Annotated in this window: 25 protein-coding genes and 1 pseudogene; 17 read left to right on the forward strand and 9 right to left on the reverse strand. The window is 68.5% G+C overall.

Annotated elements, in window-relative coordinates:
- A partial coding sequence (locus tag VGL85_RS00565) for a peptidoglycan DD-metalloendopeptidase family protein (protein WP_331584901.1) occupies window positions 1-365 on the forward strand: 365 nt, incomplete at its 5' end.
- Between the two features lie 138 nt (window positions 366-503).
- Here VGL85_RS00565 and VGL85_RS00570 read toward each other — a convergent pair.
- Window positions 504-764 carry a GlsB/YeaQ/YmgE family stress response membrane protein gene (locus VGL85_RS00570; protein WP_331584903.1) on the reverse strand — a complete coding sequence of 87 codons (261 nt, stop codon included), beginning with the start codon at window positions 762-764 and terminating at the stop codon, window positions 504-506.
- A gap of 171 nt (window positions 765-935) precedes the next feature.
- Here VGL85_RS00570 and VGL85_RS00575 point away from each other — a divergent pair, with 171 nt between their 5' ends.
- Window positions 936-1241, forward strand: coding sequence for a glycine zipper 2TM domain-containing protein (locus tag VGL85_RS00575; protein ID WP_331584905.1), 306 nt, complete (start codon window positions 936-938; stop codon window positions 1239-1241).
- Here the strand turns inward: VGL85_RS00575 and VGL85_RS00580 are convergent, their stop codons facing one another.
- Window positions 1242-1619 carry a hypothetical protein gene (locus tag VGL85_RS00580; protein ID WP_331584907.1) on the reverse strand — a complete coding sequence of 126 codons (378 nt, stop codon included), beginning with the start codon at window positions 1617-1619 and terminating at the stop codon, window positions 1242-1244.
- Between the two features lie 124 nt (window positions 1620-1743).
- Here VGL85_RS00580 and VGL85_RS00585 point away from each other — a divergent pair, with 124 nt between their 5' ends.
- A complete protein-coding gene (locus VGL85_RS00585; RefSeq protein ID WP_331584909.1) occupies window positions 1744-3039 on the forward strand; it encodes an LLM class flavin-dependent oxidoreductase in 1296 nt (431 codons plus the stop codon).
- The gene (locus tag VGL85_RS00590; RefSeq protein WP_331584911.1) at window positions 3039-3815 is read left to right on the forward strand and encodes an alpha/beta fold hydrolase; all 777 of its coding nucleotides are present in this window, start codon (window positions 3039-3041) and stop codon (window positions 3813-3815) included. The genes VGL85_RS00585 and VGL85_RS00590 overlap by 1 nt, the downstream gene beginning before the upstream one ends.
- Window positions 3816-3940: 125 nt before the next feature.
- Here the strand turns inward: VGL85_RS00590 and VGL85_RS00595 are convergent, their stop codons facing one another.
- Window positions 3941-4681 (reverse strand): DUF6065 family protein, encoded by a 741-nt coding sequence (locus VGL85_RS00595; protein ID WP_331585019.1) that lies wholly within the window; start codon window positions 4679-4681, stop codon window positions 3941-3943.
- A gap of 59 nt (window positions 4682-4740) precedes the next feature.
- Here VGL85_RS00595 and VGL85_RS00600 point away from each other — a divergent pair, with 59 nt between their 5' ends.
- The 3 genes from VGL85_RS00600 (at window position 4741) to VGL85_RS00610 (ending at window position 7736) form a co-directional block, all read left to right on the forward strand.
- Window positions 4741-5337: an alpha-ketoglutarate-dependent dioxygenase AlkB gene (locus tag VGL85_RS00600; RefSeq protein ID WP_331584914.1), complete on the forward strand. Its 597-nt coding sequence runs from the start codon at window positions 4741-4743 to the stop codon at window positions 5335-5337.
- 107 nt (window positions 5338-5444) lie between these two features.
- On the forward strand, window positions 5445-6662 hold the full coding sequence (locus VGL85_RS00605; RefSeq protein ID WP_331584916.1) for a parallel beta-helix domain-containing protein: 1218 nt from the start codon (window positions 5445-5447) through the stop codon (window positions 6660-6662).
- Window positions 6663-6671: 9 nt separating this feature from the next.
- A complete protein-coding gene (locus VGL85_RS00610) occupies window positions 6672-7736 on the forward strand; it encodes an SO2930 family diheme c-type cytochrome (RefSeq protein WP_331584919.1) in 1065 nt (354 codons plus the stop codon).
- Between the two features lie 388 nt (window positions 7737-8124).
- On the opposite strand, the gene VGL85_RS00615 is transcribed toward VGL85_RS00610, so the two are convergent.
- Entirely contained in the window at window positions 8125-9360 is a 1236-nt protein-coding gene (locus tag VGL85_RS00615) for an acyl-CoA dehydrogenase family protein (RefSeq protein ID WP_331584921.1), read from the reverse strand.
- Window positions 9361-9478: 118 nt separating this feature from the next.
- Here VGL85_RS00615 and VGL85_RS00620 point away from each other — a divergent pair, with 118 nt between their 5' ends.
- Window positions 9479-10027 (forward strand): shikimate kinase, encoded by a 549-nt coding sequence (locus VGL85_RS00620; RefSeq protein WP_331584923.1) that lies wholly within the window; start codon window positions 9479-9481, stop codon window positions 10025-10027.
- On the opposite strand, the gene VGL85_RS00625 is transcribed toward VGL85_RS00620, so the two are convergent.
- Complete coding sequence (locus VGL85_RS00625; protein ID WP_331584925.1) at window positions 10024-10257, reverse strand: hypothetical protein; 234 nt, start codon at window positions 10255-10257, stop codon at window positions 10024-10026. The genes VGL85_RS00620 and VGL85_RS00625 overlap by 4 nt on opposite strands.
- 150 nt (window positions 10258-10407) lie before the next feature.
- Here VGL85_RS00625 and VGL85_RS00630 point away from each other — a divergent pair, with 150 nt between their 5' ends.
- The 7 genes and pseudogenes from VGL85_RS00630 to VGL85_RS00660 form a co-directional block, all read left to right on the forward strand.
- On the forward strand, window positions 10408-10824 hold the full coding sequence (locus VGL85_RS00630) for a rubrerythrin family protein (protein ID WP_331584927.1): 417 nt from the start codon (window positions 10408-10410) through the stop codon (window positions 10822-10824).
- A gap of 178 nt (window positions 10825-11002) precedes the next feature.
- Entirely contained in the window at window positions 11003-12400 is a 1398-nt protein-coding gene (locus VGL85_RS00635; RefSeq protein WP_331584928.1) for a heterodisulfide reductase-related iron-sulfur binding cluster, read from the forward strand.
- A 14-nt stretch (window positions 12401-12414) separates the two neighbouring features.
- Window positions 12415-13008 carry a DUF3501 family protein gene (locus VGL85_RS00640; protein WP_331584930.1) on the forward strand — a complete coding sequence of 198 codons (594 nt, stop codon included), beginning with the start codon at window positions 12415-12417 and terminating at the stop codon, window positions 13006-13008.
- Between the two features lie 82 nt (window positions 13009-13090).
- Window positions 13091-14401 (forward strand): MFS transporter, encoded by a 1311-nt coding sequence (locus VGL85_RS00645; protein WP_331584932.1) that lies wholly within the window; start codon window positions 13091-13093, stop codon window positions 14399-14401.
- Window positions 14398-15735: an MFS transporter gene (locus VGL85_RS00650; protein ID WP_331584934.1), complete on the forward strand. Its 1338-nt coding sequence runs from the start codon at window positions 14398-14400 to the stop codon at window positions 15733-15735. Before VGL85_RS00645 ends, VGL85_RS00650 begins: the two co-directional genes overlap by 4 nt.
- A complete protein-coding gene (locus VGL85_RS00655) occupies window positions 15735-16025 on the forward strand; it encodes a DUF1330 domain-containing protein (RefSeq protein ID WP_331584936.1) in 291 nt (96 codons plus the stop codon). Before VGL85_RS00650 ends, VGL85_RS00655 begins: the two co-directional genes overlap by 1 nt.
- Window positions 16026-16046: 21 nt before the next feature.
- Window positions 16047-16192, forward strand: a pseudogene (locus VGL85_RS00660) (hypothetical protein); the annotation flags it as partial.
- A 12-nt stretch (window positions 16193-16204) separates the two neighbouring features.
- Here VGL85_RS00660 and VGL85_RS00665 read toward each other — a convergent pair.
- Together VGL85_RS00665 and VGL85_RS00670 are read right to left on the reverse strand one after the other, a co-directional pair.
- Window positions 16205-17410, reverse strand: coding sequence for an acetyl-CoA C-acyltransferase (locus VGL85_RS00665; protein WP_331584938.1), 1206 nt, complete (start codon window positions 17408-17410; stop codon window positions 16205-16207).
- 150 nt (window positions 17411-17560) lie between these two features.
- Window positions 17561-19636: a 3-hydroxyacyl-CoA dehydrogenase NAD-binding domain-containing protein gene (locus VGL85_RS00670; RefSeq protein WP_331584941.1), complete on the reverse strand. Its 2076-nt coding sequence runs from the start codon at window positions 19634-19636 to the stop codon at window positions 17561-17563.
- 164 nt (window positions 19637-19800) lie between these two features.
- Here VGL85_RS00670 and VGL85_RS00675 point away from each other — a divergent pair, with 164 nt between their 5' ends.
- On the forward strand, window positions 19801-20580 hold the full coding sequence (locus tag VGL85_RS00675) for an SDR family oxidoreductase (RefSeq protein WP_331584943.1): 780 nt from the start codon (window positions 19801-19803) through the stop codon (window positions 20578-20580).
- 76 nt (window positions 20581-20656) lie between these two features.
- Here VGL85_RS00675 and VGL85_RS00680 read toward each other — a convergent pair whose 3' ends face one another.
- Entirely contained in the window at window positions 20657-22810 is a 2154-nt protein-coding gene (locus VGL85_RS00680) for a malate synthase G (RefSeq protein WP_331584946.1), read from the reverse strand.
- Window positions 22811-22934: 124 nt separating this feature from the next.
- A complete protein-coding gene (locus VGL85_RS00685) occupies window positions 22935-24527 on the reverse strand; it encodes an isocitrate lyase (protein WP_331584949.1) in 1593 nt (530 codons plus the stop codon).
- Between the two features lie 163 nt (window positions 24528-24690).
- On the opposite strand from VGL85_RS00685, the gene VGL85_RS00690 reads away from it, so the two are divergent.
- Window positions 24691-26121: a helix-turn-helix domain-containing protein gene (locus VGL85_RS00690; protein ID WP_331584951.1), complete on the forward strand. Its 1431-nt coding sequence runs from the start codon at window positions 24691-24693 to the stop codon at window positions 26119-26121.
- Window positions 26122-26169 lie beyond the last annotated feature (48 nt).

The following is a 26169-nucleotide window of genomic DNA, read 5'->3' on the forward strand; positions in this document are numbered from 1 at the left end:
CGCGCGAGCACGAGGGCGTCGACTATGTGGCGACCGCCGGCCAGACGGTGACCGCGCCGATCTCCGGCTACGTCTCCAAGATCGGCTATGCCTACCCCGACGACCAGACCCTGCGGTTCGTGGAGATCGACAACCCCGCCCTGCACCTGACCGCGCGGGTGTTCTACGTTGACCCCGGGGTGGCGGTGGGCGATGCGGTGGCCATCGGCCATCCGATCGGCGCCGCCCACAGCCTGCAGCAGCGCTACCGGGGCATCACCGACCACGTCCACTTGGAGATCGCCGAGGCCGGCCAGAAGGTGGACGCCCAGCGCCTGATCCTCGCCCGCAACGAGACCGTGCCGGTCGAGGCAGCCGGCGACTAGGCGGCCGGCGCCGTCAAAACTGGTCAGTCGGCTGTTCATCGTGCGCCGGGTCGAGCTGCTCGCCTGGGCGCAGCGGACGCCGGCCGGAGGTTTCCGGCGGCGCCCCGAAGGTCGCTTCGCTGCGGCCGTCGCCGCCGCCTAGAACAGGCCGCGCCGGCGGTTAAAGGCGTGGAAGATGACCAGCAGGACCACCGCGCCCAGGGTCGCCACGAGGATGGAGTAGAGGTTCAGGCCGGTGACGCCGGCGTGGCCGAACTGAGTGGCCACGAATCCGCCGATGAAGGCGCCGACCACGCCGAGCAACAGATCCCTGATCATGCCGCTGCCGCGGCGGTTAACGAGCATGCTGGCGATGAAACCCGCCACCAGGCCCAGGACGATCCAGGCAAGAATGGACATGAGCGTGTCTCCCAAACCCGGCGGTCATCCGCCGGCGATGGGGCTCAAAGCCCGTCATCTGCGTTCCGGTTCCGGGCGCACACGGCTTGTTGCAATCGCGGTTCCGGCGCAACCTTTGCCATGAGAGGGCGTTCCTACTCCGCGTGTCCGACGCCAAAAGGAGATGATCCCGTGCGCAACAAGCTTCTCGCGACCCTGGTCTGCTCGGCCCTGGCCGTGACCGCGCTGGCCCCGACCGCCGCCATGGCCGAACGTCACAAGGTCCGCGTCTGCCGCGATGTGAGCAGCCGTGGCGCGCGTAACGCCGGCACGGCCGTTGGCGCCGTCGGCGGCGCGCTGGCCGGCAATGCGCTGGCCCACGGCGGCGGCAAGACCGGCGGCACCATCCTGGGCGCCGTGGCCGGCGGCGTGATCGGCCACCAGGTCGCCAAGCACAACGACACCCACAAGGTCTGCCATTGGGAGTGGGTCGAGTAGCTAGTCGGCCGGCTTCGGAATCAGATCGATCGGGACCGGCTCGCCCAGCCGGTCCCATCCGCGCGCGATGACGTCGTTGCTCTCGCGCGCCTCGCGGCCCTCGGCGAGCGACCAGGTGATGTGGAAGGTCCCGCCGTCGGGCCGGACAGTCGAGCCGGCGATGGCGACCACCAGGGCCTGGACGCCCTGGCCATCGTCCGCGGCGCCGACGATCTCAGCGGCGACCTCGCCCGGTGCGGCGTCGCCCCGATCGCCGAACTTCAAGGTCACATGGTGGGCGACCGCCATCGCATAGCGCGGCGCAAACCGCGCCAGCAGGGTCTCGCGCTGATCCGGGTCCAGCAGCCAGCCGGCGTAGAGGTGGGTCGGGTCGGTCATCTGTCCCTCTGGGCCGCATATTCCCCGGTTGGCGCCCGGCCTTAGACTTATTGGCCGGAAGAGTTATCGTCGATAAGCCAGCCGCCCGTCAGAGGCGCGCCAAAAGTGGCCCGGGAGACGCGCGATGAAGTTCACCTGGTTCAACCTGATGCCCTGGCCCTATCTGCCGGACGATTTCCGGGAGACCAACCGCTCGGTCTGGGTGGACATCGACCAGCGCCTGTTCGACCCGGTGAAGAGCCACGCCGTCTACAACACCTACATGGACCTGCTGGAATACGCCGACCGCCTGGGCTTCGACGGGGTGGGCGTCAACGAGCACCACCAGAACGGCTACGGCATCATGCCCAGCCCGAACATCATCGCCGCGGGCCTGGCGCGGCGGACCAAGGACGCGGCCCTGGTGGTGCTGGGCAACTCCATCGCCCTCTACAACCCGCCGATCCGCGTGGCCGAGGAGTTCGCCATGCTGGACTGCATCTCCGGCGGACGGCTGGTGGCGGGCTTCCCGGTCGGGACCTCCATGGACACCAACTACTGCTACGGCCAGATCCCAAGCCTCACGCGCGAGAAGTACCAGGAAGCTCACGACCTGATCGTCAAGGCCTGGACCACGCGCGAGCCCTTCGCCTGGAACGGGCGCTACAACAAGCTGCGGCACGTCAACATCTGGCCGCGCCCGATCCAGCAGCCGCATCCGCCTGTACACATCCCGGGCGGCGGCTCGGTGGAGACCTACGATTTCTGCCTGGATAACACCTACAGCTACTCCTACCTCAGCTTCTCCGGCTACCTGCGCGCCCAGGCGCTGATGAGCGGCTACTGGAAGCGGGTGGAGGAGCGCGGCGCGGACAAGAGCCCCTATCGCGCGGGCTTCGCCCAGACCATCTGCGTGGCCGATACCGACGCCGAGGCCGAACGGCTTTATTCCGAGCACATCAGCTATTTCTACAACCGCTGCCTGCACGTCTATCCGGGCTTCGCCGACGCGCCCGGCTACAGAACCATCAAGACCATCCAGACCGGGGCGCTTTCCCAGTACGCCCCGCCGCGCGGCGGCTATGCGACGTTGACCTGGAAGGAACTGACCGAGGGCGGCCACGTGATCGCGGGCTCGCCCGAAACCGTGCGCCAGCGCATGGAGGAGCTGATCAAGGGCCTGAACGTCGGCAACATCTTCTGCCTGATGCACGTCGGCGACATGCCGGCCGACAAGTGCATGTATTCCACCAAGCTGTTCGCCGAAAAGGTGATGCCCAAGCTCAAGGCCATGTTCCCGAGCTGGGCGCCGGAGTGGGTGGACGATAACCGCTTCTGGACCACGCCGCTGAAGGATCGCGTCACCGCCGGCCGCCTGCCGACGGAAGCGCCCACCAGCGCCGACCTGGCCAGCACCTATGCCCTGGAGGCCGGAGAGTGATGCAGCTCAAGACCGTCCAGGCCCCGCGCGCCGCCGTCCGCTATTTCGAGGGCGGAAGCGGCCCCGACCTGGTCTTCCTGCACAGCGCCGGCGGGATCACCGCCGACGATCCCTTCCTCGCCGCGCTCGCCGAAACGCACCATGTCTACGCCCCGCTGATCCCCGGCTACGGCGACAGCGACGAGGCGCCCGAGATCCGCGACATGCTGGATTTCACCCTGCATGGCTGGGATGTGGTGGCGGCGCTGGGGCTGAAGGACCCGATCCTCGTCGGCCATTCCATGGGCGGGATGATCGCCGCCGAGATGGCCGCCATCGCGCCGAACGACGTCTCGCGCCTGGCGCTGATCGCGCCGGCCGGCCTGTGGGACGACGACCACCCGATCCCCGACCTGTTCGCGACCCTGCCGTTCGAGATGCCGGCGCTGCTGTTCCATGATGCCGTCGCCGGCGCGGCCATGCTGACCGCCGGGCGCGACGTCGAGGACCCGGGTTTCCTGCAGGCCTATCTGGTGACCAATGCACGCCAGCTCGGCATGGCCGGGCGCATCCTCTTTCCGATTCCGGAACGTGGGCTCCATCAGCGGCTCTACCGGATCAAGGCCAGGACCGTGCTGATTTGGGGGGACTCGGACAAGCTGATCCCGCCCGCCTACGCCCACGCCTTCAAGAAGGCCATCGCCGGCGCGACGCTGGTCTCGATCCCCGAGGCCGGCCACATGGTGACCCTGGAGAAGACCGCGCAGGTGGCCGAGGCGGTGGCGTCCCTCGGATAGTCTCGCTCCACACCGCTCATCCCGGCGAAAGCCGGGACCCATAGGGCGCGCGGACCTGGACCACCGGCTCAGGACAAGTCGAGCCTCAGCTTGGGTCCCGGCTTTCGCCGGGACGGCCGGGAATTTTACTCCCGCTCCGGCTTCTTCAGCCGGCGCTTGCTGACATGATCGGCGGGCGCAGGGCCGCCGCGTTCCGGCGGCGCGCCCTTGAAGTAGAAGCGCTGCCAGGCTTCCTTCATCGCCTCGGGGTCGCGCGCGTCGAGCTTTTGGTTGAACGCGGCGCGCGACTTCGACCAGACCTCGTACTGGTCCTTCAACTCGGGCTCGCTTTCCAGGTCGCGGATCACCGGCTCGATACGGTCGAGCCTCCGGTCCTCCACCACCTGCACAAAGCAGAACGGCTCGCCCTTCTCGAAGCGCACACGGCCGGGCGCCGTGAACAGCCAGTTCATGGTGAAGGGAAACGGCAGCCAGTCGGTCTCGATCAGGCCGCTCAGCGCCTGGACGCCGTGCTTGACGGCGTTCGGCGGCCCTGACGCCAGCACCGCCCAGCCGGGCGGGGTGCGGAACAGATAGCCGGTGTGGAAGGTCAGCGTCCCATAGGCGAAGTGCGACTTCAGCAGTCCATGCGGATCGCGGCCCCCGGGGTCTGGGATCACGGTCAGGTCGGTGATGGCCGGGCCGCCGTTCCACTCGGCGGTGAAGCCGAACGGGCAGAGCAGCTCCCAGCCGGAGGTGTTGGCCATGGTCAGCGGCAGGCAGCGATAGGGCGCGCGCCGGGCGAAGGCCTCCATCCACGCCCGGTCCGGCCGCCCCGGAACCAGTTCGGGCGGATCGGGCACGGTGGGGAAGCACTCGAGCTGCATGGGCATTGAAGGGTCTGGCGTGGCTCCCGGAACGGGCGGCGGCTTCCTACATGACACCCATGTCCGCCGCCTTCCAACCTTCGCTGTTCGCCGACGCGTCGGCCACGCCCAGGCTGCCCGAGGGTTTCGTCTACACGCCGCAGGTCCTGTCGACCGAGGCGGAGGCGGGCCTTGCGGCCTGGCTTGCCAGCCTGCCGTTCGAGCCGTTCCAGTTCCGCGGCTATGAGGGCAAGCGCCGGGTGATCTCCTTCGGCTGGAAGTACGACTTCACCCGCAGTCACCTGTTGCGCGCCGACGACATGCCGGCCGAGCTGCTGGAGGTCCGCGCCCAGGCCGCCGCGCTGGCAGGCCTGGCGCCGGGCGATCTGCAGCAGTGCCTGCTCAACGAATACCTGCCCGGCGCGCCGATCGGCTGGCACCGCGACCGGCCGATCTTTGAGAAGGTGGTGGGGATCTCCCTGCTGTCGCCGGCCACCCTTCGCCTGCGCCGCCGGCTCGGCGACGGCTTCCAGCGGGCCCAGGTCGAGCTCGCGCCGCGCTCGGCCTACCTCATCACCGGCGAGGCGCGCACCGCCTGGGAGCACTCGATCCCGCCGGTGAAGGCCCACCGCTACTCCATCACCTTCCGCAACTTCCGCCCGGATCGTGCGGCCTGATCGGGTGGCCAGATCGGGCGGCTTGATTGCCGTTAGGTCGCGGGGCCATACCGGGCCGAACGGCGTGTCACCTCGCCGGACGGGATGGCGAGATTGGGGAGGCCCGCATGAAGGGATTGTGGATTGGAGCGGCGGCCGCGGCGCTCGCCGCCGGATCGGCTGAGGCCAGGACCATCACCGTAACCCCGGGCGGCGACGCCCAGGAGAAGATCCAGACCGCCCTGCTCGACGCCAAGCCGGGCGACACGGTGATGATCGCCGCCGGCCGCTACGAGCTGACCGACGGCCTGTCGCTGGACGTCGCCAATGTGACGGTGAAGGGCGCCGGCGCGGACAAGACCATCCTGTCCTTCGACGGCCAGAAGGCTTCCGGCGAGGGCTTCCTGATCACCTCCAACAAGGTGACGGTCCGCGACCTGGGCGTCGAGAACTGCAAGGGCGACGGCATCAAGTCCAAGGGCGTCGACCAGATCAGCTTCAGGAACCTGCGCGTCGAATGGACCGCGGGGCCGAAGTCCGCCAACGGCGCCTATGGCGTCTATCCGGTCTCCTCGACCAACGTGCTGATCGACAACGTCACGGTGAAGGGCGCCTCGGACGCCGGCATCTATGTCGGCCAGTCGAAGAACATCGTGGTCAGGAACAGCCGCGCCGAGATGAACGTCGCCGGCATCGAGATCGAGAACTCGATGAACGCCGACGTGTTCGACAACGTCGCCACCCACAACGCCGGCGGCATCCTGGTGTTCGACCTGCCGAACCTGCCGCAGATGGGCGGCCACTCGACGCGGGTGTTCCACAACAAGGTGGTCGAGAACGACACCAAGAACTTCGCCAGGAAGGGCGCCATTGTCGGCGACGTGCCGACCGGCACCGGGATCATGGTGATGGCCAACCGCGACATCCACGTGTTCGGCAACGAGATCGACCAGAACCAGACCGCCGCGGTGATGGTGGTGAGCTACACCCAGGCCTACGACGACCTGACCTACAACCCCCTGCCGCGCGACATCGCCGTGCACGACAACAAGATCGGCAAGAACGGCTGGGCGCCGCAGTTCCCAGGCGGCGAGGTGATCGCCAAGGCCATGGGCGGGACCATCCCGCCTGTGGTCTGGGATGGGGTCACCAACTTCACGCCCAAGGGCATGAGCGCTCCGGTCGCCGTGAAGGTCCACTTCACCGACGGCCCGGTGGCCAATCTGCACTTCGCCGCGCCGGGCAACGTTTTCAGCGCCAAGCCGCAGGTGTCGCCGACCCTCGACGACGGCCCGATCGCCGAGCCCAAGCCGGTGGTCCTGCCGAAGAGCCAGACGGGACAGTAAGAGCGTCAGATGAAGCGTCTTCTCGCCGTCCTGGCGGCGATCGCGAGTATCGGCGCGACGCCTGCGCCGGATCCTTCCGCCGTCGACCTGAAGGCCCTGATGGCCGAGACGCCGGCGCCTGTGCTGTCGGCCTACCGCATCTTCATCGGCGAGGGCCCGAACCGCCCGAACGCCGGTGTCACGCCCTATGCGCTGAACACGCCGCTGTTCAGCGACTACGCCGAGAAGGCCCGTTTCCTCTACCTGCCGCCCGGCGCGCACGCGACCTGGCGGGCGCAGGGCGCGCTCGACCTGCCGGTGGGCGCGGTGCTGGTGAAGTCCTTCGCCTATCCGGCCGACTTCCGGAAGCCCGCCGACAAGGTCCGGGTGATCGAGACGCGCCTGCTGATCCACCGCCGCCGCGGCTGGGTCGCGCTCGCCTATGTCTGGAACGACGCCCAGACCCGCGCGGTGCTGAAGCGGGCCGGGACGCGGGTCGACGTCGCCTTCACCGACGCCCACGGCAAGCCCGCCGAGATCGACTACCGCGTCCCCAACCAGAACCAGTGCAAGGAGTGTCACTCGCTCTCCGGCCGCCTGGCGCCCATCGGGGTCAAGGGGCGCAACCTGAATGGCGACTTCGCCTACGCGGAAGGGACGGAGAACCAGCTCGCCCATTGGACGCGGACCGGCCTGCTGGTGGGCGCGCCCGCGCCGGACAAGGCGCCGCGCACCGCGGTCTGGAACGATCCCGCCGAGCCGCTGGAGGCCCGCGCCCGCGCCTACCTCGACGGCAATTGCGCCCACTGCCACAACCCCAAGGGCGCGGCCTCCAACTCCGGCCTGTTCCTCAACCTCGAGGAGGCCAGGCCGGTCCGCTACGGCGTCGGCAAGCGCCCGGTGGCGGCCGGCAAGGGCGCCGGCGACCTCACCAACGACCTCGTCCCCGGCAGGCCCGACGCCTCGATCATCGCTTACCGCATGGCGTCGACCGAGCCCGGCGTCATGATGCCCGAGCTCGGCCGCTCGGTGACCCACGAGGAAGGCGTCGCCCTCATCCGCGACTACATCGCCAAGATGCAGGCGCCCCACTAGCTCCTCCCTCGTCGCGGAGACGACGGGGAGGTGTCAGCGAAGCTGACGGAGGGGGTGTTGGGGTGGCGAGTCTGGAGCGCCCCTTCCGACCCTACGGGCCACCTCCCCCGAAGCGTCCCCTTCGGGGGAGGAGCTTTCCTTCCGATCAGGAAACAGTCTTTGGACGGATCGAGCGATTATCCGCCGAGCCTGTCGAACCTAGCTATGTCGGGTCGGCCGATGAGGTCGATCACGACATGACACTCACCATTGAGGCCGAGTTCAGGGCGGCGCGCTGAGACGCCGTCTTCGAGCGCCACTCCCCCGCGATCCCTCAGGGGATCGTGAGGCCTCGATGACGAGAAGGGCCGTCCTGCCCCCCGGGACGGCCCTTTTTCGTGGGCGATTCCTAGAGCAGGTCCCCGCCCGCCGCGGCCGCCGTGGTGCCGTCCTTCTGGAAGGCCTTGATGACGTTGCGGCCCACCGTCCAGCGGTGCACCTCGTCCGGCCCGTCCACCAGCCGCTGGGCGCGGATGTGGGTGTACCAGGCGGCCAGCGGCGTATCGCGGCTGTAGCCCAGAGCCCCATGGAGTTGGATCGCGGTGTCCACCACATGGTGGACCATGTGCGCCAGATAGACCTTGGCGATGGAGTTCTCCTGCCGCAGGTCCAGGCCCTTCTCCGCCTTGTAGGCGATGTGCAGCAGCATCAGGCGCGAGATGTAGAGCTGGGTCGCGCACTCGGCCATCATGAACTGGACGGCCTGTCGGTCCGAGAGCAGCGAGCCGAAGGTCTTGCGCTCGGTGATCCGTTTGGCGGCCATGTCCAGCGCCCGCTGGGCGAGCGCCACATTGTGCATGCCATGGCGCAGCCGCCCGTAGGCCAGGCGGTGCTGGCCCATGTTGAAGCCCTGGCCCTCGCCGCCCAGCAGGTTCTCGGCGGGCACCTTCAGGTCCTTGATCTCGATCTCCGAATGGCCGCCGCCCATGATGTGGCTGAGCGGCCCCTCGGCGGCCATGGTCGGGATGTCGCGCTTGATCCGATAGCCCGGGTCCGGCAGCTCGACGATGAAGGTGGAATAGCGCTGGTGGCGCGGCGCGTCCGGGTCGGTCATGGCCATGACCAGGGCCAGGTCCGCGGCGCTGGCGGCGGATGAGAACCACTTCTCGCCGTTCAGGATGTAGTTCTCGTTGCCGTCCTTGACCGCGCGGGTCTGCATGCCGGTGGCGTCGGCGCCGGAGGCCTTCTCGGTCATCGAGTAGCAGACCCGCTTCTCGCCGTTCAGCAGGGGTTTGAGGAACTTCTCCTTCTGATAGTCGGTGCCGTGCGCCAGCAGGGTCAGGATGGTGGCGTCGTCGGGTCCCTGGCTGTTCATCGACAGGGCGCCCAGGTGGCTTTCGCCCAGCTCCATCTGCACCAGGGCGTTGGCCAGGGGGCCTAAGCCCATGCCGCCATATTCTTTCGGCACGAAGGGCAGCCACAGGCCCTGGGCGCGGGCCTTGCCGCGCAGTTCGTCGAGCACGGCCTTGTAGCTCTTCTTGTCCGTGACCTTGGCCTCGGCGGGGATGCACTCGTCCTGCACCCACTGGCGCACGCGTTCGCGCACGGCCTTGGCGTCGGCCGGAATCTCGAAGTCGATGGACATGGCGCTTCCTGCTGGCTGAAGTTCTTCCCGGCGGAAGCTTCCGCCCCGGCCGCAGCCTTGCGCAAGCTCAAACGCGCGTTTGATTGTCACCGATCGCGGGGTTTGACAGTCTGGCGCGATGGATCTCGTCTTCATTCATGGCCCACTGGCGGCGGGCAAGCTGACCATCGCGCGCAACGTCGCCGAGGGGCTGCGCTATCCGCTGTTCCACAACCATCTGATCGTGGACGCGGTCGCCGCGGTCTTCCCGTTCGGAACCGAAGCCTTCGTGCGGCTTCGGGAACAGTTCTGGCTCACCACCTTCGCCGAAGCCGCCGCCCTGGGGCGCCCCTTGGTGTTCACCTTCGCGCCGGAGCCCACGGTTCCGGCCGGTTTCCCGCGGCGGGTCGTCGACACTGTCGAAGGCGCGGGCGGGCGCGTCCGGTTCGTGGCCCTGACGGTTTCCGAGGCGGAACAGGAGCGCCGGATCGTGGCGGAGGACCGCGCCCGCTACGGCAAGCTGCGGTCGGTCGACGTGCTCCGTAGCCTGCGGGCAGGCGGCGGCGCGGAATCGCCGCCCGCCGAACTGACCATCGACACCGATGTCCTTTCGCCGGAACAGGCCGGCCGGCGCATCGTCGAGGCCCTCAGGCTCACGCCGCTGTCGCCGCCTTATCGCGCCTTCTAGCGCTCGCCCATGTGGCCGCGTTCGTCGGCTTCCTTGCGGGCCTTCTCCAGGTCGGCGGCTTCCGGGCCGTCCAGGGCCTGCTCGGCCTCGCGGGCCTTCCGCTCGACTCCGCCCTTCTCGATGAAAGCACGTTCCTCGGCGTCGAATTTCTTGGCGGCGCCGTAGTTCCCCTCGCCCTGCACGCCGCCCATCTCGTCCTTGCGGTCCCCGTCGCGTTTGTCGTCACCCATGGCTGAGCTCCTTCTCTGCTCTGGGCCTAACCCCGGCGGCCGGGCCCGGTTCCGCATAGATCGGATCGATGCCGCCGATAGAGTAAAACGATTGGCTCTATTACCCGCCCACGGCCTAAGGTCGCCCCTCGCAGTTTCAGGGAGACGACCATGAGCCTCGCCAGCAGCAAGACCCTCGACAACCTCAAGGCGGCTTTTGCCGGCGAGAGCCAGGCCAACCGCCGCTACCTCTACTTCGCCCAGAAGGCCGACGTGGAAGGCTACAACGACGTGGCCGCAGTGTTCCGCTCGACAGCGGAAGGCGAGACCGGCCACGCCCACGGCCACCTGGAGTTCATGGAATCGGTCGGCGACCCCGCCACCGGCCTGCCGATCGGCGGCACCTCGCTGAACCTCAAGGCCGCCATCGCCGGCGAGACCCACGAGTACACCGACATGTACCCGGGCATGGCGCGCACCGCGCGTGAGGAGAACTTCGACGAGATCGCCGACTGGTTCGAGACCCTGGCCAAGGCCGAGAAGTCTCACGCCGGCCGCTTCCAGCGCGCCCTGGACGCGCTGGACTGAGATCCACCCACGCGTGTCATCCCGGAAGCCGCCGGCGGCGGCTGTCCGGGACCCATATGCGTCGCGTTGCCGGCAAGGCCACAGCGGCGCTGCGCGAAACCTTCGAGACAGGCGTTTATGGGTCCCGGTCTTGGCGTGCCGCCAAACCGGGATGACAGCTGGTTTTTGGACGGGACGCATGAGCGAGAACGCTGACACTTCCGGCAAAACGACTGGCGGCCCGCCGCGCGAGGGCAGCCTCGACGCGCCCTTCCGCCATCCGATCCCCTGGCAGGACGAGGCCTACTACGACCTCGAAAAGGTCGAGGCCGAGATGGAGCGGCAGTTCGACGTCTGTCACACCTGCCGCCGCTGCTTCAACCTGTGCGACAGCTTCCCGCGGCTCTTCGACCTGATCGACGAAAGCAAGACCGGCGAGCTCGATAGCGTGGCGAAGAGCGACTACGCCAAGGTCGATGAGGCCTGCACGCTCTGCGACATGTGCTTCCTGACCAAGTGCCCCTACGTCCCGCCGCACCCCTTCGACATCGACATCCCGCACCTGATCCTGCGCTACCGCGCCGCCAAGCGGAAAGCCGGCCACAAGCAATTCGTGCGCGAGCAGTTGGGGGAGACCGACCGCAACGGCCGGCTCGCCAAGCATATGGCCGGCCTCGCCAACTGGGGCACGGCGCGCAAGAACACGCCCTTACGCAAGCTCCTGGAGGCGATCGCCCAGATCGACGCCGAGGCGGCGCTGCCGAAGTACCATTCGAGGACCGCGACCGACCGGCTGAAGGACCCCTTGGCTGCGAACCCGCAAGGCCCCGCCTTCGGCCAGCGCAAGGTCGCGCTCTACGCCACCTGCTTCGTGGACTACAACGCGCCCGACACCGCCGTGGCCGCCGCCAGGGTGCTGGCCCTGCAGGGCTGCGCGGTGAAGCTGGTCTACCCGGAATGCTGCGGCATGCCGCAGCTCGAAGCCGGCGATCTGAAGGACGTGGCCGGCCGGGCGAGCCGTGTCGCCAAGGTCTTCGCGCCCTACGTCGAAGATGGCTACGACGTCGTCGCGCTCACCGCCTCCTGCGGCCTGATGATGAAGTTCGAATGGCCGCTGATCTCGCCGGGCGATCCTGAGATCGTGGCCCTGTCGGCCAAGACCAGGGACATCTGCGAATATGTCGTCGACCTGCAGAAGACCTATGGCCTCGCGCCCGGCCTGACGCCGGTCGAGGGCGGCGTCACCGTCCACCAGGCCTGCCATTCCCGGGCCCAGAACATGGGCGCCAAGTCGGCCGACATGCTGAAGCTGATCCCCGAGACCCGGGTCGAGGTGGTGGAGCGCTGCTCCGGCCACGGCGGCACCTTCGGGGTGATGAAGGCCACCCATGAGGTCGCCAACAAGGTCGGCCGCCCGGCCGCGCGCCAGGTGGCGCAGAAGCAAACCGCGGTGCTCTGCTCGGACTGCCCGCTGGCCTGCAAGCACCTGGGCCAGCTGATCGGCGACGACCCGAAGATCGAGACGCCCCTGAAAACCAGAAATGGCCCGCGCGAGGCCCATCCCATCGAGATCTTCGCCCAGGCCTACGGGCTCTGAAGGAACGACCCACCATGCCTGCCGCCGCCCGCCAGATCACGCCCGCCGACCTGATCCCCGACGCCGACTACGCCCTGCAGCGCCGCGAGCGCCGCGCGGCCCTGCTGCCCATCAAGCGCCTGCGCCGCATCGAGCTCGGCCCGGTCTGCACAGTGATTTTCGAGAGCTACGACACCATGCTCTTCCAGGTGCAGGAGATGCTGCTGACCGAGCGCGGCGGCGCCGAACAGATCCCCGACGAACTGGCCGCCTACAACCCGCTGATCCCGCAGGGCTCGGAGCTGGTCGCCACGGTGATGTTCGAGATCGACGATCCGGTGCGGCGCGAGGCGACGCTGGCGCGCCTGGGCGGCGTGGAGGACCACTTCTTCATCCAGGTCGGCGACACCCGCGCGGCCGCGGCCCCGGAGGGCGACGTGGAACGCACGCGGGAGGACGGCAAGACCTCCTCCGTCCACTTCCTGCGCTTCCCGCTCAGCGCCGACCAGATCGCCCGCTTCCGCGACCCGGCCACCCAGATCCTGGTGGGCTGCGACCACGAGGCCTACAGCCATCTGGCGGGCCTGACCCCGGCGACCCGGGCCGAGTTGACGAAGGACTTCGCCTAGGCTTGTAAGCACCGTCAGGTTCAGGCTCTTCTCCCACCCTGAACCCGCCGCCAGAGCCGGGCTTCATCGGGAGAGTTTTTCAGTGTCCACGCCCGTCGCCGCGACGCCGGCCAACCTGCGCAAGGTGGTGTTCGCGTCCATGATCGGCACCACCATCGAGTGGTACGATTTCTTCCTCTATGGCTCGGCCTCGGCGCTGGTGTTCGGCCAGCTGTTCTTCCCGAAGGCCGATCCTACCGTCGGCGTGATGCTGTCCTTCGCCACCTATGCCCTGGGCTTCGTGGCCCGGCCGCTGGGCGGGCTGGTGTTCGGCCACTTTGGCGACCGGATCGGGCGCAAGCAGCTGCTGATGCTGAGCCTGGTGATGATGGGCGGCTCGACCGTGCTGATCGGCCTTCTGCCCACCGTCGCCCAGGTGGGCCTGTTCGCGCCGCTGCTGCTGGTGCTGCTGCGCCTCGTGCAGGGTTTCGCGGTCGGCGGCGAGTGGGGCGGCGCGGTGCTGATGGTCACCGAATACGGCCAGGCCGAGCGGCGGGGCTTCTGGGCCGGCTGGCCGCAAGCCGGGGTGCCGGCCGGCAACCTGCTGGCCGCCGCGGTGCTGGCGATCATGTCGGCGGTGCAGTCGAACGCCGACTTCCTGGCCTGGGGGTGGCGCGTTCCGTTCCTGCTGTCGGCGGTGCTGGTCGCCATCGGCTATTGGGTCCGGACGACCCTGGCGGAGAGCCCGCTCTTCCAACAGGCGCTGGACGACGCCGGCGCCCCGCCGCGCGCGCCGGTGATGGACGCGATCCGTGAACGGCCGGGCGGCCTCGCCATCGGCGCGGGCCTGCGGGTGGCGGAGAACATCTGCTTCTATGTGATCACCACCTTCGGCCTCACCTACATCGTCGACCATGCGCACCTGACCCGGGGCCTGGCGCTGAACGCCATGCTGATCGGCACGGCGGTGGAGGTGGTGGCGATCCCGGTGTTCGCCGCCCTTTCCGACAAGGTGGGACGCCGCCCGCTCTACTTCCTGGGCGCCGCGGGCATCGCGGTCTGGGGCTTCGTCTTCTTCCGCCTGATCGACACCGGCCAGACGCCGCTAATCGTCCTGGCCATCATCGGGGGCCTCGTCTGCCATGCGGCGATGTACGGCCCGCAGGCCGCCTTCATCGCCGAGCTGTTCCCGACGCGGATGCGCTATTCCGGCGCCTCGCTGGCCTATCAGGCGACCTCGATCTTCGCCGGCTCGCTGGCGCCGATCATCGCGGTCTTCCTGCTTGCCAAGTATAAATCCTGGGTCCCGATCGCGATCTACCTGGCCATCGCCGGCGCGATCAGCGCGTTTTCCGCGCTCAAGGCCCGCGAGACCAAGGGCCTCTCCTTCGCCGAGATCGACGCCATCCGATGACCGCTGTCACCGCCGATCCCGCCGGGGCGATCGCCGAGCCCACGCCCGCGCTCCGCCGCAAGGCGGTGTTCGCCAGCGCCATCGGCACCACCATCGAGTGGTACGACTTCCTGCTCTACGGCACCGCCGCGGCCCTAGTGTTCAACAAGGTCTTCTTCCCCTCGGCCGACCCGCTGACCGGCGCCATGCTGGCCTTCTCGACCTATGCCGTGGGCTTCATGGCCCGGCCGTTCGGCGGCGTGATCTTCGGCCACTTCGGCGACCGGATCGGGCGGCGCCAACTGCTGATCCTGACGCTGATGGTCATGGGCGCGACCACCTTCGCGATCGGCCTTCTGCCTACCTTCGACCAGGTGGGGATCGCCGCGCCCATCATGCTGATCGGCCTGCGGCTGATCCAGGGCTTCGGCCTGGGCGGCGAATGGGGCGCGGCGATCCTGATGGCCACGGAATATTCGGAGCCCGCGAAGCGCGGCCTCTGGGGCGGGCTGATGCAGGCCGGCGGCGGCCTCGGAAACGTGCTGGCGACCGCCATCCTGGCGATCATGGCGGCGGTCCAGACGCCGCACGACTTCCTGGCCTGGGGCTGGCGCGTGCCGTTCCTGGTCTCAGCCATCCTGATCGGCATCGGCTGGTGGGTGCGCCTGTCGCTGGCCGAAAGCCCGGTGTTCGAAGCGGCGGTGAGGAAGGCCGAGGACGGCGCCCACAAGGCCCCGGTGATCCAGGCGATCAGGGCCCGGCCTACCCAGGTGCTGCTGGGCGGCGGGCTGAAGCTGGGGGAGAACGTCAGCTTCTACCTGATGACCACCTTCGGCATCACCTACCTGACCAATGTGCTGGGCATGACCCGCAGCCAGACGCTGAACTCCATCCTGGCCGGATCGATCTGCGCGGCGCTCTCCATGCCCCTGTGGTCGGCGCTGTCCGACCGGATCGGGCGCAAGCCCGTCTACGCCTTCGGCGCGGCCGGCGTCGGCCTCTGGGCCTTCGCTTTCTATCCGCTGCTGTCGACCAGAGAGCCGATGCTGATCACCGGCGCGCTCGTCGCCGGCTTGATCATGCACAGCGCCATGAACGGGCCGCAGGGAGCCATGATCGCCGAGCTCTTCCCCACCCGCATCCGCTATTCCGGCGCCTCCCTGGCCTACCAGGTCACCCCGATCATCGGCGGCTCCTGGGCCCCGGTGATCTCGCTGGCGATCTTCAAGGCGACCAAGTCCACCGGGCCGATCTCGATCTACCTGGCCGCCACCTGCGCCGTGAGCTTCATCTGCGCGCTGCTGGTGAAGGAGACGAAGGGACTCTCCTGGGCGGAGATCGACGCGGAGGCGTGATGAAGGCCTATCTCGTGCTCGACTTCGCCGTCCGCGACCTGCGGGGCTTCCTGCCCTATGTCGAGGCGATCCCCACCTTCATCGCCAAGCACGGCGGCCGCTACATCGTCCGGGGCGAGCCGCCGACCGTCATGGAAGGCGACTGGGCGCCCGAGCGGATGGTCATCCTCGAGTTCCCGTCGCGCCAGGACGCCGAGGCCTTCCTGAGCGACCCGCAGGCGCAGGACGTGTTCGCGGTCCGACACAGCACGGCCGTCAGCAGGCTGGTCCTGGTGGAGGGCTGTACCTAGTGCGCCAGAGGGCGCCTCTGAATCCTTCTCCCCTTGCGGGAGAAGGTGTCGTCCGAAGGGCGACGGATGAGGGGTCGCGACAGCCTCGCGGCGCGAGAGCGGATGGGGCCATCAACCCCTCATCCGACCCGCTCCGCGGGCCACCTTCTCCCGCAAGGGGAGAAGGCGCACCACGCGGCCTAGAAAATCTCGAACAACCCCGCCGCCCCCATGCCGCCGCCAATGCACATGGTGACGACGCCCAGCTTCGCGCCCCGGCGCTTGCCTTCGTACAGCAGGTGCGCGGTGCAACGCGCGCCGGTCATGCCGTAGGGGTGGCCGATGGAGATCGAGCCGCCGGAGACGTTGTACTTGGCCGGGTCGATGCCCAGCTTGTCGCGGCAATAGAGCACCTGGCTCGCGAAGGCCTCGTTCAGCTCCCACAGGTCGATGTCCTCGATCTTCAGCCCGTTGCGCTCCAGGAGCTTCGGGATCGCGAACACCGGGCCGATGCCCATCTCCTCCGGCCCGCAGCCGGCCACCGCCATGCCGCGATAGGCGCCTAGCGCCTCCAGGCCACGCTTCTCGGCTTCCTTGCGCTCCATCATCAGCACCGCGGCGGCGCCGTCGCTGAGCTGGCTGGCGTTGCCGGCGGTGACGTACTTGCCCTCCTGCACGAACAGGCCGCCCTTGAAGACGGGTTGCAGCTTCTGCAGGTCCTCCAGCGTCGTCTGCGGGCGGTTGCCCTCGTCGGCGCGGATGGTGATCTCCTTGTCCTCGGTGGCGCCGGTGGCCTTGTCGACCACCACCTTCATCACCGTGGTGACGGGCACGATCTCATGATCGAAGCGGCCTTCGGACTGGGCCTGGGCGGTGCGCTGCTGCGACTGCAGGGCGTACTCGTCCTGGTATTCACGGGAGACGCCGTAGCGGTCGGCGACGATCTCGGCGGTCTCGATCATCGAGGTCCAGATCTCCGGGACCTTGGCGGTCAGTTCCGGGTCGGCGCGCATGAAGCCGTTCATGTGGCCGTTCTGGACCAGGCTGATCGATTCGATGCCGGCGCCGATGGCGATCGGGGCGCCGTCGTTGATGATGTACTTGGCCGCCGTGGCGACGCCCATCAGGCCGGAGCTGCACTGCCGGTCGATGGTCATGCCCGAGACGCTGGTGGGCAGGCCGGCGCGCAGGGCCGCCTGGCGGGCGATGTTGTTGCCGGTCGTGCCCTGCTGCAGGGCGCAGCCCATGGCCACGTCGTCCACCTCGCCCGGATCGATCCCGGCCTGCGCCACGACCGCCGAGATGGCGTGTGCGCCTAGCGTCGCGCCATAGGTGTTGTTGAACGCGCCGCGGTAGGCCTTGCCGATGGGGGTCCGCTTGGCGGCGACGATGACGGCTTCACGCATGGGGAGGTCCTCAGGTTCAGACTTTGAAACTCAGCCCGCTCGTCCCGGCGAAAGCCGGGATCCAAGCTGACTCACGAATTGATCTCCGGCCTCGAAGAAAGCCGAAGCGCCGCTTGGGTCCCGGCTTTCGCCGGGATGAGCGGAGTTTGGCTAGGCCTTCAGGTCGGAGAATTTCTTCCCCTCGGCGACCAGCTTCTCCAGCAGGGCCGAGGGCTTGAAGGCGTCGCCCATCTGGGTCTGGAATTCCTTCATCTTGGCCAGCACCTTGTCGGGGCCGACCTGGTCGCCGTAGTGCATCGGGCCGCCGCGGTAGACCGGCCAGCCGTAGCCGTTGATCCACACCACATCGACGTCGGACGGACGGATCGCCTTGCCTTCCTCCAGGATCTTCGCGCCCTCGTTGATCATCGGATAGACGCAGCGCTCGAGGATCTCCTCGTCGCTGATCTTGCGCGGGTTGGCGCCCGACTTGACGATGAAGTCGTTGATGATCTTCTCGGTCACCGGGCTGGGCTTGGCGGTGCGGTTCTCGTCGTAGTCATAGTAGCCCGCGCCGGTCTTCTGGCCGCGGCGGTCCATCTCGCAGAGCACGTCGCGGATGGTCTCGCCCTTGGAGGTCTCCTTCACCCAGCCGATGTCCAGGCCGGCCAGATCACTCATCGCAAAAGGCCCCATGGGGAAGCCGAAGTCGTAGAGCACGCGGTCGACGTCCCAGGGCATGGCGCCTTCCATGACCAGCTTCTGGGCTTCGCGCTGGCGCTGGCTCAGCATGCGGTTGCCGATGAAGCCCGGGCAGACGCCGGCCAAGACCGCGATCTTGCCGATCTGCTTGGCGAGCTTCATCGCGGTGGCGATCACGTCCTTGGCGGTCTTCTCGCCGCGGATCACCTCCAAAAGCTTCATGACGTTGGCCGGCGAGAAGAAGTGCAGGCCGATCACGTCGCCCGGCCGGCTGGTCACCGAGGCGATCTCGTCGATGTCCAGGTAGCTGGTGTTCGACGCCAGGATCGCGCCCGGCTTGGCGATCTTGTCCAGGCGGGCGAAGACCTCTTTCTTGATGTCCATCCGCTCGAACACGGCTTCGATGATCAGGTCGCAGTCGGCGAGCTTGTCGAAGTCGAGCGAGCCCGAGAGCAGGGCCATGCGCGCCTCGGTCTCCTCGGCCTTGGCGGTGCGCGAGCGCTCGTAGTTGCCGCGGATGACCTTCAGGCCGCGTTCCAGGGCGGCTTCCTGCACTTCGACGATCGTCACCGGGATGCCGACGTTCAGGAAGTTCATGGCGATGCCGCCGCCCATGGTGCCGGCGCCCAGGATGCCCACCCGCTTGATCGGGCGCAGCGGGGTGTCGTCCGGCACGTCGGGGATCTTGTTCGCCTGGCGCTCGGCGAAGAAATAGTAGCGCTGGGCCGCCGACTGCGGGCCCATCATCAGCTCGGTGAACAGTTTGCGCTCGGCCTTCAGCCCTTCGTCGAACGAGCCCGAGTTCACCGCCGCCTCGACGCAGCGGATGTTGTACTCCGGCGCCAGGAAGCCGCGGAACTTGCGTGCGTTGGCCTTGCGGAAGTCGGCGAAGATCTCCGGATGGCCCTTGGCGGCCTCCAGCTTGGCGTTGTTGTCGCGCACCTTCACCAGGGGCTTGTTCTCAGCCACCGCCTTGCGCGCGAAGGCCAGCGCGCCGTCGAGCAGCTTGCCTTCCTCGACCAGCTCGTCGACCAGGCCCATGGCCAGCGCCTGCTTGGCCGGCACGTGACGGCCGCTGGTCATCATGTCGAGCGCGGCTTCCACGCCCACGATGCGCGGCAGGCGCTGGGTCCCGCCGGCGCCCGGCAGCAGGCCCAGGTTCACCTCCGGCAGGCCCACGCGGGCTGAGGGCACGGCCACGCGGTAGTGGGCGCACAGCGCGACCTCCAGGCCGCCGCCCAGCGCGGTGCCGTGGATCGCGGCGATCACCGGCTTGGGCGAGCCCTCCATCATGTCCTGCACGTCCTGCAGGCTGGGCCCGGCCATGGCGCCGCCGAACTCGGTGATGTCGGCGCCGGCGATAAAGGTGCGGCCTTCGCAGATCAGCACGATGGCCTTGGCGTCCGAGGCGTTGGCCTGCTTGAAACCCTCGTGCAGGCCCTCGCGGACCTTGGCGGAGAGCGCGTTCACCGGCGGCGAATTGAGGGTGATGATCGCGACGTCGCCGTCACGGCTGAGCGTGGTCACCGAATTGATCTCGGCCATCTGGGGCTCCTTGGAAGCTTGGCTGGCCCGTCCCGTCAGAAGGGCGGCGGGCGCGAAATTCAAACGCTTGTTACAGACCCCGCTGGACCCTTCCAAGTCAAATGTGCGAGGGGTTCGGGAAGGGTCGGAGCGGCGCCCGCCGCATCCATAAAGGGGAAGCGCCAATGATGCTCGACATGTTCTCTCTGAAGGGCCGCACCGCCATCGTCACCGGCGGCTCGCGCGGCATCGGCATGATGATCGCCCGCGGCTTCATCGAGGCCGGCGTGGACAAGGTCTACATCACCTCGCGCAAGGCCGGCCAATGCGACGAGGCCGCCGCCGAACTGGGCGAAAAGTGCGTGTCCCTGCCGCAGGACCTGTCGACCACCGAGGGCATCAAGAGCTTCGTCGGCCGCTACCTGGAGCACGAAACCAAGCTCGACATCCTGGTCAACAACGCCGGCGCCGCCTGGGGCGCGGAGTTCGACGAGTTCCCGGAGAGCGGCTGGGACAAGGTGCTGAACCTGAACCTCAAGTCGCCCTTCTTCCTGACCCAGGCTCTGCATAGCGCGCTCAAAAAGGCCGGCACGCATGACCGCCCGGCGAAGGTGATCAATATCGCCTCCATCGACGGCATCCGCCTGAATCCGCAGGAGACCTACAGCTACCATGCCTCCAAGGCCGGGCTGATCTATCTCACCCGCCGGATGGCGGCGCGGCTGATCGCCGACAACATCTGCGTCACCGCCATCGCGCCGGGCGCCTTCGCCTCCGACATGAACCGCGTGGCCCGCGACCAGGGCGAGGCGGTGGCCAAGCGCATCCCATCGCGCCGCATCGGCCGCGACGAGGATATGGCCTGCGCCGCCATCTACCTGGCCAGCCAGGCCGGCGACTATGTGGTCGGCGACACCATCGCCGTCGACGGCGGGGTCGCGCTGGCGAGCCCCGGCGGGCTGTAAGGGCCCTTCTCCCCCTGCGGGAGAAGGTGTCGGCCGAAGGCTGACGGATGAGGGGTCGCTTGGCGTTTGCCGGGCTCTACCCGCCTGCGAGCTCCGCCTTCCGCTCGCGCCGCCTGCGCGTGAGGATGTGCTCGGTGTAGCCATTCGGCTGGGCGCGGCCTTCGAACACCAGGTCCAGCGCCGCCTGGAAGGCGATGCTCTTGTCCGGGTCGGCGCTCATCGGCGTGTAGGCCGGATCGCCGGCGTTCTGGGCGTCGACCACCTTGGCCATCCGGACCATGGTCTCGCGCACCTGGGCTTCGGTGCAGACGCCGTGGCGCAGCCAGTTGGCGATGTGCTGGCTGGAGATGCGCAGGGTGGCGCGGTCCTCCATCAGGCCGACGTTGTGGATGTCGGGCACCTTGGAGCAGCCGACGCCCTGGTCGATCCAGCGGACCACATAGCCCAGGATGCCCTGGGCGTTGTTGTCCAGCTCCTCCTGCACGTCGGCCGGGCTCCAGTTCGACCGGGCCAGCGGCGGGGTCAGCAGGGCGTCCAGGCCGGTGACCTCGCCAGCTTTCGCCATCTGCGCCTGCAAGCCCGGGACGTCGACCTGGTGATAGTGCAGGGCGTGCAGCACCGCGGCGGTCGGCGAGGGGACCCAGGCCGTGTTGGCGCCGGCCTTCGGGTGGCCGATCTTGGTCTTGAGCATCGCGGCCATCATGTCGGGCGCCGCCCACATGCCCTTGCCGATCTGGGCGCGGCCGGGGAAGCCGGCGGCGAGCCCGATCTCGACGTTGCGCTTCTCATAGGTCGGCAGCCACGGCTCGGCCTTGATCGCCTCCTTGCGCACCACCGGGCCGGCCTCCATGGCGGTGTGGATCTCGTCGCCCGTGCGGTCGAGGAAGCCGGTGTTGATGAACACGATCCGCTCGCGCGCGGCGTGGATGCAGGCGGCCAGGTTGGCGCTGGTGCGCCGCTCCTCGTCCATCACGCCCAGCTTGACGGTGTTGCGCGGCAGGCCGAGCGCATCCTCGACTAGGTCGAACAGGCGCACGGCCAGCGCCGCCTCGTCCGGCCCGTGCATCTTGGGCTTCACGACGTAGACGCTGCCGGCGGCGCTGTTCCGGCCCGCGCCCCTCAGGTCGTGCAGGGCCGCCGCCACGGTGATCAGCGCGTCCAGCGCGGTTTCATAGGCCGGCTGGCCCCGGAAGCGGACCGCGTCGGTCGTCATGTGGTGGCCGACGTTGCGCACCAGCATCAGCGAGCGGCCGCGCAGGGTGAGCGTGCGGCCGCCCGGGGCGTGGTAGCTGCGGTCGTCGTCCAGCCGCCGGGTCTCGGTCTTGCCGCCCTTGGCGAAGGTGGCGGAAAGGTCGCCGCGCATCAGGCCCAGCCAGTTGCGATAGACGCCCACCTTGTCCTGGGCGTCCACGGCGGCGACCGAATCCTCGCAGTCCTGGATGGTGGTGAGCGCCGCCTCCAGCAGCAGGTCGGCGACCCCGGCGGGGTCGTCGCGGCCGATCGAATGGCCGCGGTCGATCTGGATCTCCACATGCAGGTCGTTGTGCTTGAGCAGCACCGCCGAGGGCGCGTTCCGTTCGCCACGCCATCCGACGAACTGGTCGGGCTTCGCCAGGGCCGCGACCGAGCCGTCCTTCAGCGTCACGGCCAAGGTGTCGCGATCGAGGCCGTAGTGCGTGGCCTCGGCGTGCGAGCTTGCGTAGAGCGGCGCCGCCTGGTCGAGAAAGGCGCGCGCATAGGCGATCACCTGGGCGCCGCGCGCCGGGTCGTAGCCGCGCGTCCCGGTGGGCGGCGCCAGCGCATCGGTGCCGTAGAGGGCGTCGTAGAGGCTGCCCCAGCGGGCATTGGCGGCGTTCAGCGCGAAGCGGCCGTTGGAGACCGGCACCACCAGCTGCGGGCCGGCGATGCTGGCGATCTCCGGATCGACCTTGCCGATGGCGATCTCGAAGGGCGCGGGCTCCGGCTGCAGGTAGCCGATCTCGCGCAGGAAGGCGGTCTCCTGCGCCACGTCGAACACCTGGCCGCGGCGGGAAATCCACCAGGCGTCGATGCGGGCCTGCAGCTCGTCACGGCGCGCCAGCAGGGCTTCGTTCTTCGGCGTGAACTCCGCCAGGATCGTCTCCAGCGACCCCCAGAAGGCCTTGGGCATGATCCCGGTCCCGGGCAGCAGTTCGTCCTCGACGAAGGCGGCCAGGATGTCGTCGACCGAAAGGTTCTTGGAGATGTCCATGGGCTGACCCGAAACCTGGGGCGGGCGCGCGTCAAGCGGCCGTTCCGGAAATGACTTCAGAAAAAGAAGAGCCCCCGCCGGGTGGCGGGAGCCCAAGTGATCGGTGACCTGAAGCTCGCGCGCTTCAGGCGAACTGGTTCATGGTGTTGTGGACGCCGCCGGCCTTCAGGGCCGCTTCGCCCGCGAAATATTCCTTGTGGTCGTCGCCGATGTCGGAGCCCGACATGTTCTGGTGCTTCACACAGGCGACGCCCTGGCGGATTTCCTCGCGCTGGACCTTCTGGACGTAGCCCAGCATGCCCTGGGCGCCGAAGTACTCCTTGGCCAGGGCGTCGGTGCTGAGCGCCGCGGTGTGATAGGTCGGCAGCGTGATCAGGTGGTGGAAGATGCCCGCGCGCTTGGCGGCGTCGGCCTGGAAGGTGCGGATCTTCTCGTCCGCCTCGCGGCCCAGGTCGGTGGCGTCGTACTGGGCGGCCATCAGGCCCTCGCGGTCGTAGCCGGCGACGTCCTTCCCGGCCTTGGCCCAGGCGTCATAGACCTGCTGGCGGAAGTTCAGCGTCCAGTTGAACGAGGGGCTGTTGTTGTAGGCCAGCTTGGCGTTCGGGATGACCGCCCGGATGCGGTCCATCATGCCGGCGATCTGTTCGATGTGCGGCTTCTCGGTCTCGATCCACAGGATGTCCGCGCCGTTCTGCAGCGAGGTGATCGAGTCCAGCACGCAGCGGTCCTCGCCGGTGCCGGCGCGGAACTGGAACAGGTTGGAGGGCAGGCGCTTGGGCCGCAGCAGCTTGCCGTTGCGGTTCAGGACCACCTCGCCGTTCTTGATGTCGGCCGGGGCGATCTCCTCGCAGTCGAGGAAGGCGTTGTACTGGTCGCCGATGTCGCCGGGCGTGTGGCTGACGGCGATCTGCTTGGTCAGGCCCGCACCGAGCGAGTCGGTGCGGGTGACGATGACGCCGTTGTCGATCCCCAGCTCCAGGAAGGCGTAGCGGCAGGCGCGCACCTTGGCCAGGAAGTCGTCGTGCGGGACGGTGACCTTGCCGTCCTGGTGGCCGCACTGCTTCTCGTCGGAGACCTGGTTCTCGATCTGCAGGGCGCAGGCGCCGGCCTCGATCATCTTCTTGGCCAGCAGATAGGTGGCTTCCGCGTTGCCGAAGCCCGCGTCTATGTCGGCGATGATCGGCACGACGTGGGTCTGGAAGTTGTCGATCGCGTCGAGGATCTTCTCTTCCTTCTTCGCGTCGCCCGCCTTGCGCGCGGCGTCGAGGTCGCGGAACAGGCCGCCCAGTTCGCGGGCGTCGGCCTGCTTCAGGAAGGTGTAGATCTCCTCGATCAGCGCCGGCACCGAGGTCTTCTCGTGCATCGACTGGTCCGGCAGCGGGCCGAAGTCGGAACGAAGCGCGGCGACCATCCAGCCGGAGAGGTAGATGTACTTCCCCTTGGTCGAGCCGAAGTGCTTCTTGATCGAGATCATCTTCTGCTGGGCGATGAAGCCGTGCCAGCAGCCCAGCGACTGGGTGTAGTTGGCCGGGTCCGCGTCGTAGGCCGCCATGTCCTTGCGCATGATGTCGGCGGTGTAGCGGGCGATCTCCAGACCGGTCTTGAAGCGGTTCTGCAGGCGCATGCGGGCCACGGCCTCGGCGCTGACGCCGTCCCAGGTCCCGTGCTTGCTCTTGATGAGCTGGCTCATCTCGATGATGTGGTCTTGGTACGCCATCGGCCTCTTCCGCTAGTTCTGGCGAAGGGCGCGGAGTATCGCCCCCTTGTCTCACCATCGCCCTAACGCCGGATCCGGCTGGACGGGGAGGGCTCGCGCGGTCGAGCTGTAAAACTTTACAAATCTATGGTGTAATCTTGTAAAGTTATCCGAGAGCAGGGCGATGGCGAGCGAACGCGGCCTCTACGTGGGCCCGAGACTGCGGCGGATCCGGCGCGACCTGGGGCTCACCCAGGCGGACATGGCCGCCGCGCTGGAGGTCTCGGCCTCCTACATCGCGCTCCTGGAGCGCAACAACCGGCCGCTGACCGCGGGCCTGCTGCTGAAGCTCGCCCAGATCTACGACGTGGACGTGGCGGCCCTGGGCAGCGGCGCGGCGGAGGACACCGCCCGCCTGCAGGCGGTGCTGAAGGACCCGGTGTTCGCCGGCATCGACTGGGCGGCGACTGAGATCGGCGACCTGGCCGCCAACTATCCCGGCGTCGCCGAGGCCATGCTGCGGCTCTACACCACCTACCAGGAGGGCCAGCTGGCCTTCGCCGACGGCTTGGCCAAGGCGATCGGGGGCGGCGGCGGCCGTGCGGGCGAGGAGGCCGACGACGCAGCCGATCCGGTGGCCGAGTCCCGCCGCTTCCTGGCCGCGCGCCGCAACAGCTTCCCCGCCCTCGACGACGCGGCCGAGCGGCTGGCCCAGGCGGTGGGGCCGCGCGAGAACGTCACGGGCTACTTCCGTACACGGCACGATCTGCGGGTGCGGCGCGTGCCGGCCAGCTACATGGTGGGCTCGACGCGTCGGCTCGACCGCCATCGCCAGGAGATCCTGCTGGACGACAGCCTGGACGCCGCCAGCCAGGCCTTCCAGCTCGCCCTGCAGCTTGCCTACCTGGAGATGACACCGGAGATCGACGCCGTGCTGGCCGGCGGCGCCTTCGCCTCGGAGAACGGCCAGCGGCTCACCCGCCGCGCGCTGGCCAGCTATGCGGCCGCGGCGATCATCATGCCGTACACGGCCTTCGCCCGGGCGGTGGAGGCGCGCCGCTACGACGTCGAAGCGCTGGCCCGCCAGTTCGGCGTCAGTTTCGAGCAGGCCGCCCACCGGCTCACCACCCTGCAGAAGCCCGGCCAGGAACGCGTGCCGTTCTTCTTCATCCGGGTCGATCCGGCCGGCAATGTGTCGAAGCGGCTTGACGGCGCCGGCTTCCCGTTCGCGCGGCACGGCGGCGGCTGCCCGCTGTGGAACGTCCACCACGCCTTCCGCACCCCGCGCGAGATCGTCACCCAGTGGCTGGAGCTGCCCGACGGCCAACGGTTCTTCTCCATCGCGCGGACGGTGACCGCCGGCGGCGGGGCCTATGGCGCGCCAAGGGTCGAGCGGGCCATCGCGCTGGGCTGCGCCGAACAGCACGCGGACCGGCTGATCTACACCGCCGCGCCGGGTGCGGCGGGGCCCGAGGCGGCGACACCGATCGGGGTCACCTGCCGGCTCTGCCAGCGGGTGGAGTGCGCCGCCCGCTCCGAGCCGCCGATCGGCCGCCAGATCCTGCCCGACGACATCCGGCGCACCAGCCTTCCGTTCGGGTTTTCCGACACTTAGGCCGGCGCCCCGCCGCAAGCTTCACCGCATAGTGCGTTATCCGGATGC

It is taken from the genome of Phenylobacterium sp. (assembly GCF_036501465.1).
In the GTDB taxonomy this organism is placed as follows: Bacteria; Pseudomonadota; Alphaproteobacteria; order Caulobacterales; family Caulobacteraceae; genus Phenylobacterium.

Coding starts and splice junctions, on each gene's coding strand:
- VGL85_RS00670 (WP_331584941.1), bottom strand. CDS start 19,636: ATGGCCGAGATCAATTCGGTGACCACGCTCAGCCGTGACGGCGACGTC.
- VGL85_RS00655 (WP_331584936.1), top strand. CDS start 15,735: ATGAAGGCCTATCTCGTGCTCGACTTCGCCGTCCGCGACCTGCGGGGC.
- VGL85_RS00625 (WP_331584925.1), bottom strand. CDS start 10,257: ATGGGTGACGACAAACGCGACGGGGACCGCAAGGACGAGATGGGCGGC.
- VGL85_RS00650 (WP_331584934.1), top strand. CDS start 14,398: ATGACCGCTGTCACCGCCGATCCCGCCGGGGCGATCGCCGAGCCCACG.
- VGL85_RS00620 (WP_331584923.1), top strand. CDS start 9,479: ATGGATCTCGTCTTCATTCATGGCCCACTGGCGGCGGGCAAGCTGACC.
- VGL85_RS00605 (WP_331584916.1), top strand. CDS start 5,445: ATGAAGGGATTGTGGATTGGAGCGGCGGCCGCGGCGCTCGCCGCCGGA.
- VGL85_RS00595 (WP_331585019.1), bottom strand. CDS start 4,681: ATGCAGCTCGAGTGCTTCCCCACCGTGCCCGATCCGCCCGAACTGGTT.
- VGL85_RS00580 (WP_331584907.1), bottom strand. CDS start 1,619: ATGACCGACCCGACCCACCTCTACGCCGGCTGGCTGCTGGACCCGGAT.
- VGL85_RS00685 (WP_331584949.1), bottom strand. CDS start 24,527: ATGGCGTACCAAGACCACATCATCGAGATGAGCCAGCTCATCAAGAGC.
- VGL85_RS00640 (WP_331584930.1), top strand. CDS start 12,415: ATGCCTGCCGCCGCCCGCCAGATCACGCCCGCCGACCTGATCCCCGAC.
- VGL85_RS00675 (WP_331584943.1), top strand. CDS start 19,801: ATGATGCTCGACATGTTCTCTCTGAAGGGCCGCACCGCCATCGTCACC.
- VGL85_RS00665 (WP_331584938.1), bottom strand. CDS start 17,410: ATGCGTGAAGCCGTCATCGTCGCCGCCAAGCGGACCCCCATCGGCAAG.
- VGL85_RS00680 (WP_331584946.1), bottom strand. CDS start 22,810: ATGGACATCTCCAAGAACCTTTCGGTCGACGACATCCTGGCCGCCTTC.
- VGL85_RS00570 (WP_331584903.1), bottom strand. CDS start 764: ATGTCCATTCTTGCCTGGATCGTCCTGGGCCTGGTGGCGGGTTTCATC.
- VGL85_RS00610 (WP_331584919.1), top strand. CDS start 6,672: ATGAAGCGTCTTCTCGCCGTCCTGGCGGCGATCGCGAGTATCGGCGCG.
- VGL85_RS00615 (WP_331584921.1), bottom strand. CDS start 9,360: ATGTCCATCGACTTCGAGATTCCGGCCGACGCCAAGGCCGTGCGCGAA.
- VGL85_RS00635 (WP_331584928.1), top strand. CDS start 11,003: ATGAGCGAGAACGCTGACACTTCCGGCAAAACGACTGGCGGCCCGCCG.
- VGL85_RS00690 (WP_331584951.1), top strand. CDS start 24,691: ATGGCGAGCGAACGCGGCCTCTACGTGGGCCCGAGACTGCGGCGGATC.
- VGL85_RS00630 (WP_331584927.1), top strand. CDS start 10,408: ATGAGCCTCGCCAGCAGCAAGACCCTCGACAACCTCAAGGCGGCTTTT.
- VGL85_RS00600 (WP_331584914.1), top strand. CDS start 4,741: ATGTCCGCCGCCTTCCAACCTTCGCTGTTCGCCGACGCGTCGGCCACG.
- VGL85_RS00590 (WP_331584911.1), top strand. CDS start 3,039: ATGCAGCTCAAGACCGTCCAGGCCCCGCGCGCCGCCGTCCGCTATTTC.
- VGL85_RS00585 (WP_331584909.1), top strand. CDS start 1,744: ATGAAGTTCACCTGGTTCAACCTGATGCCCTGGCCCTATCTGCCGGAC.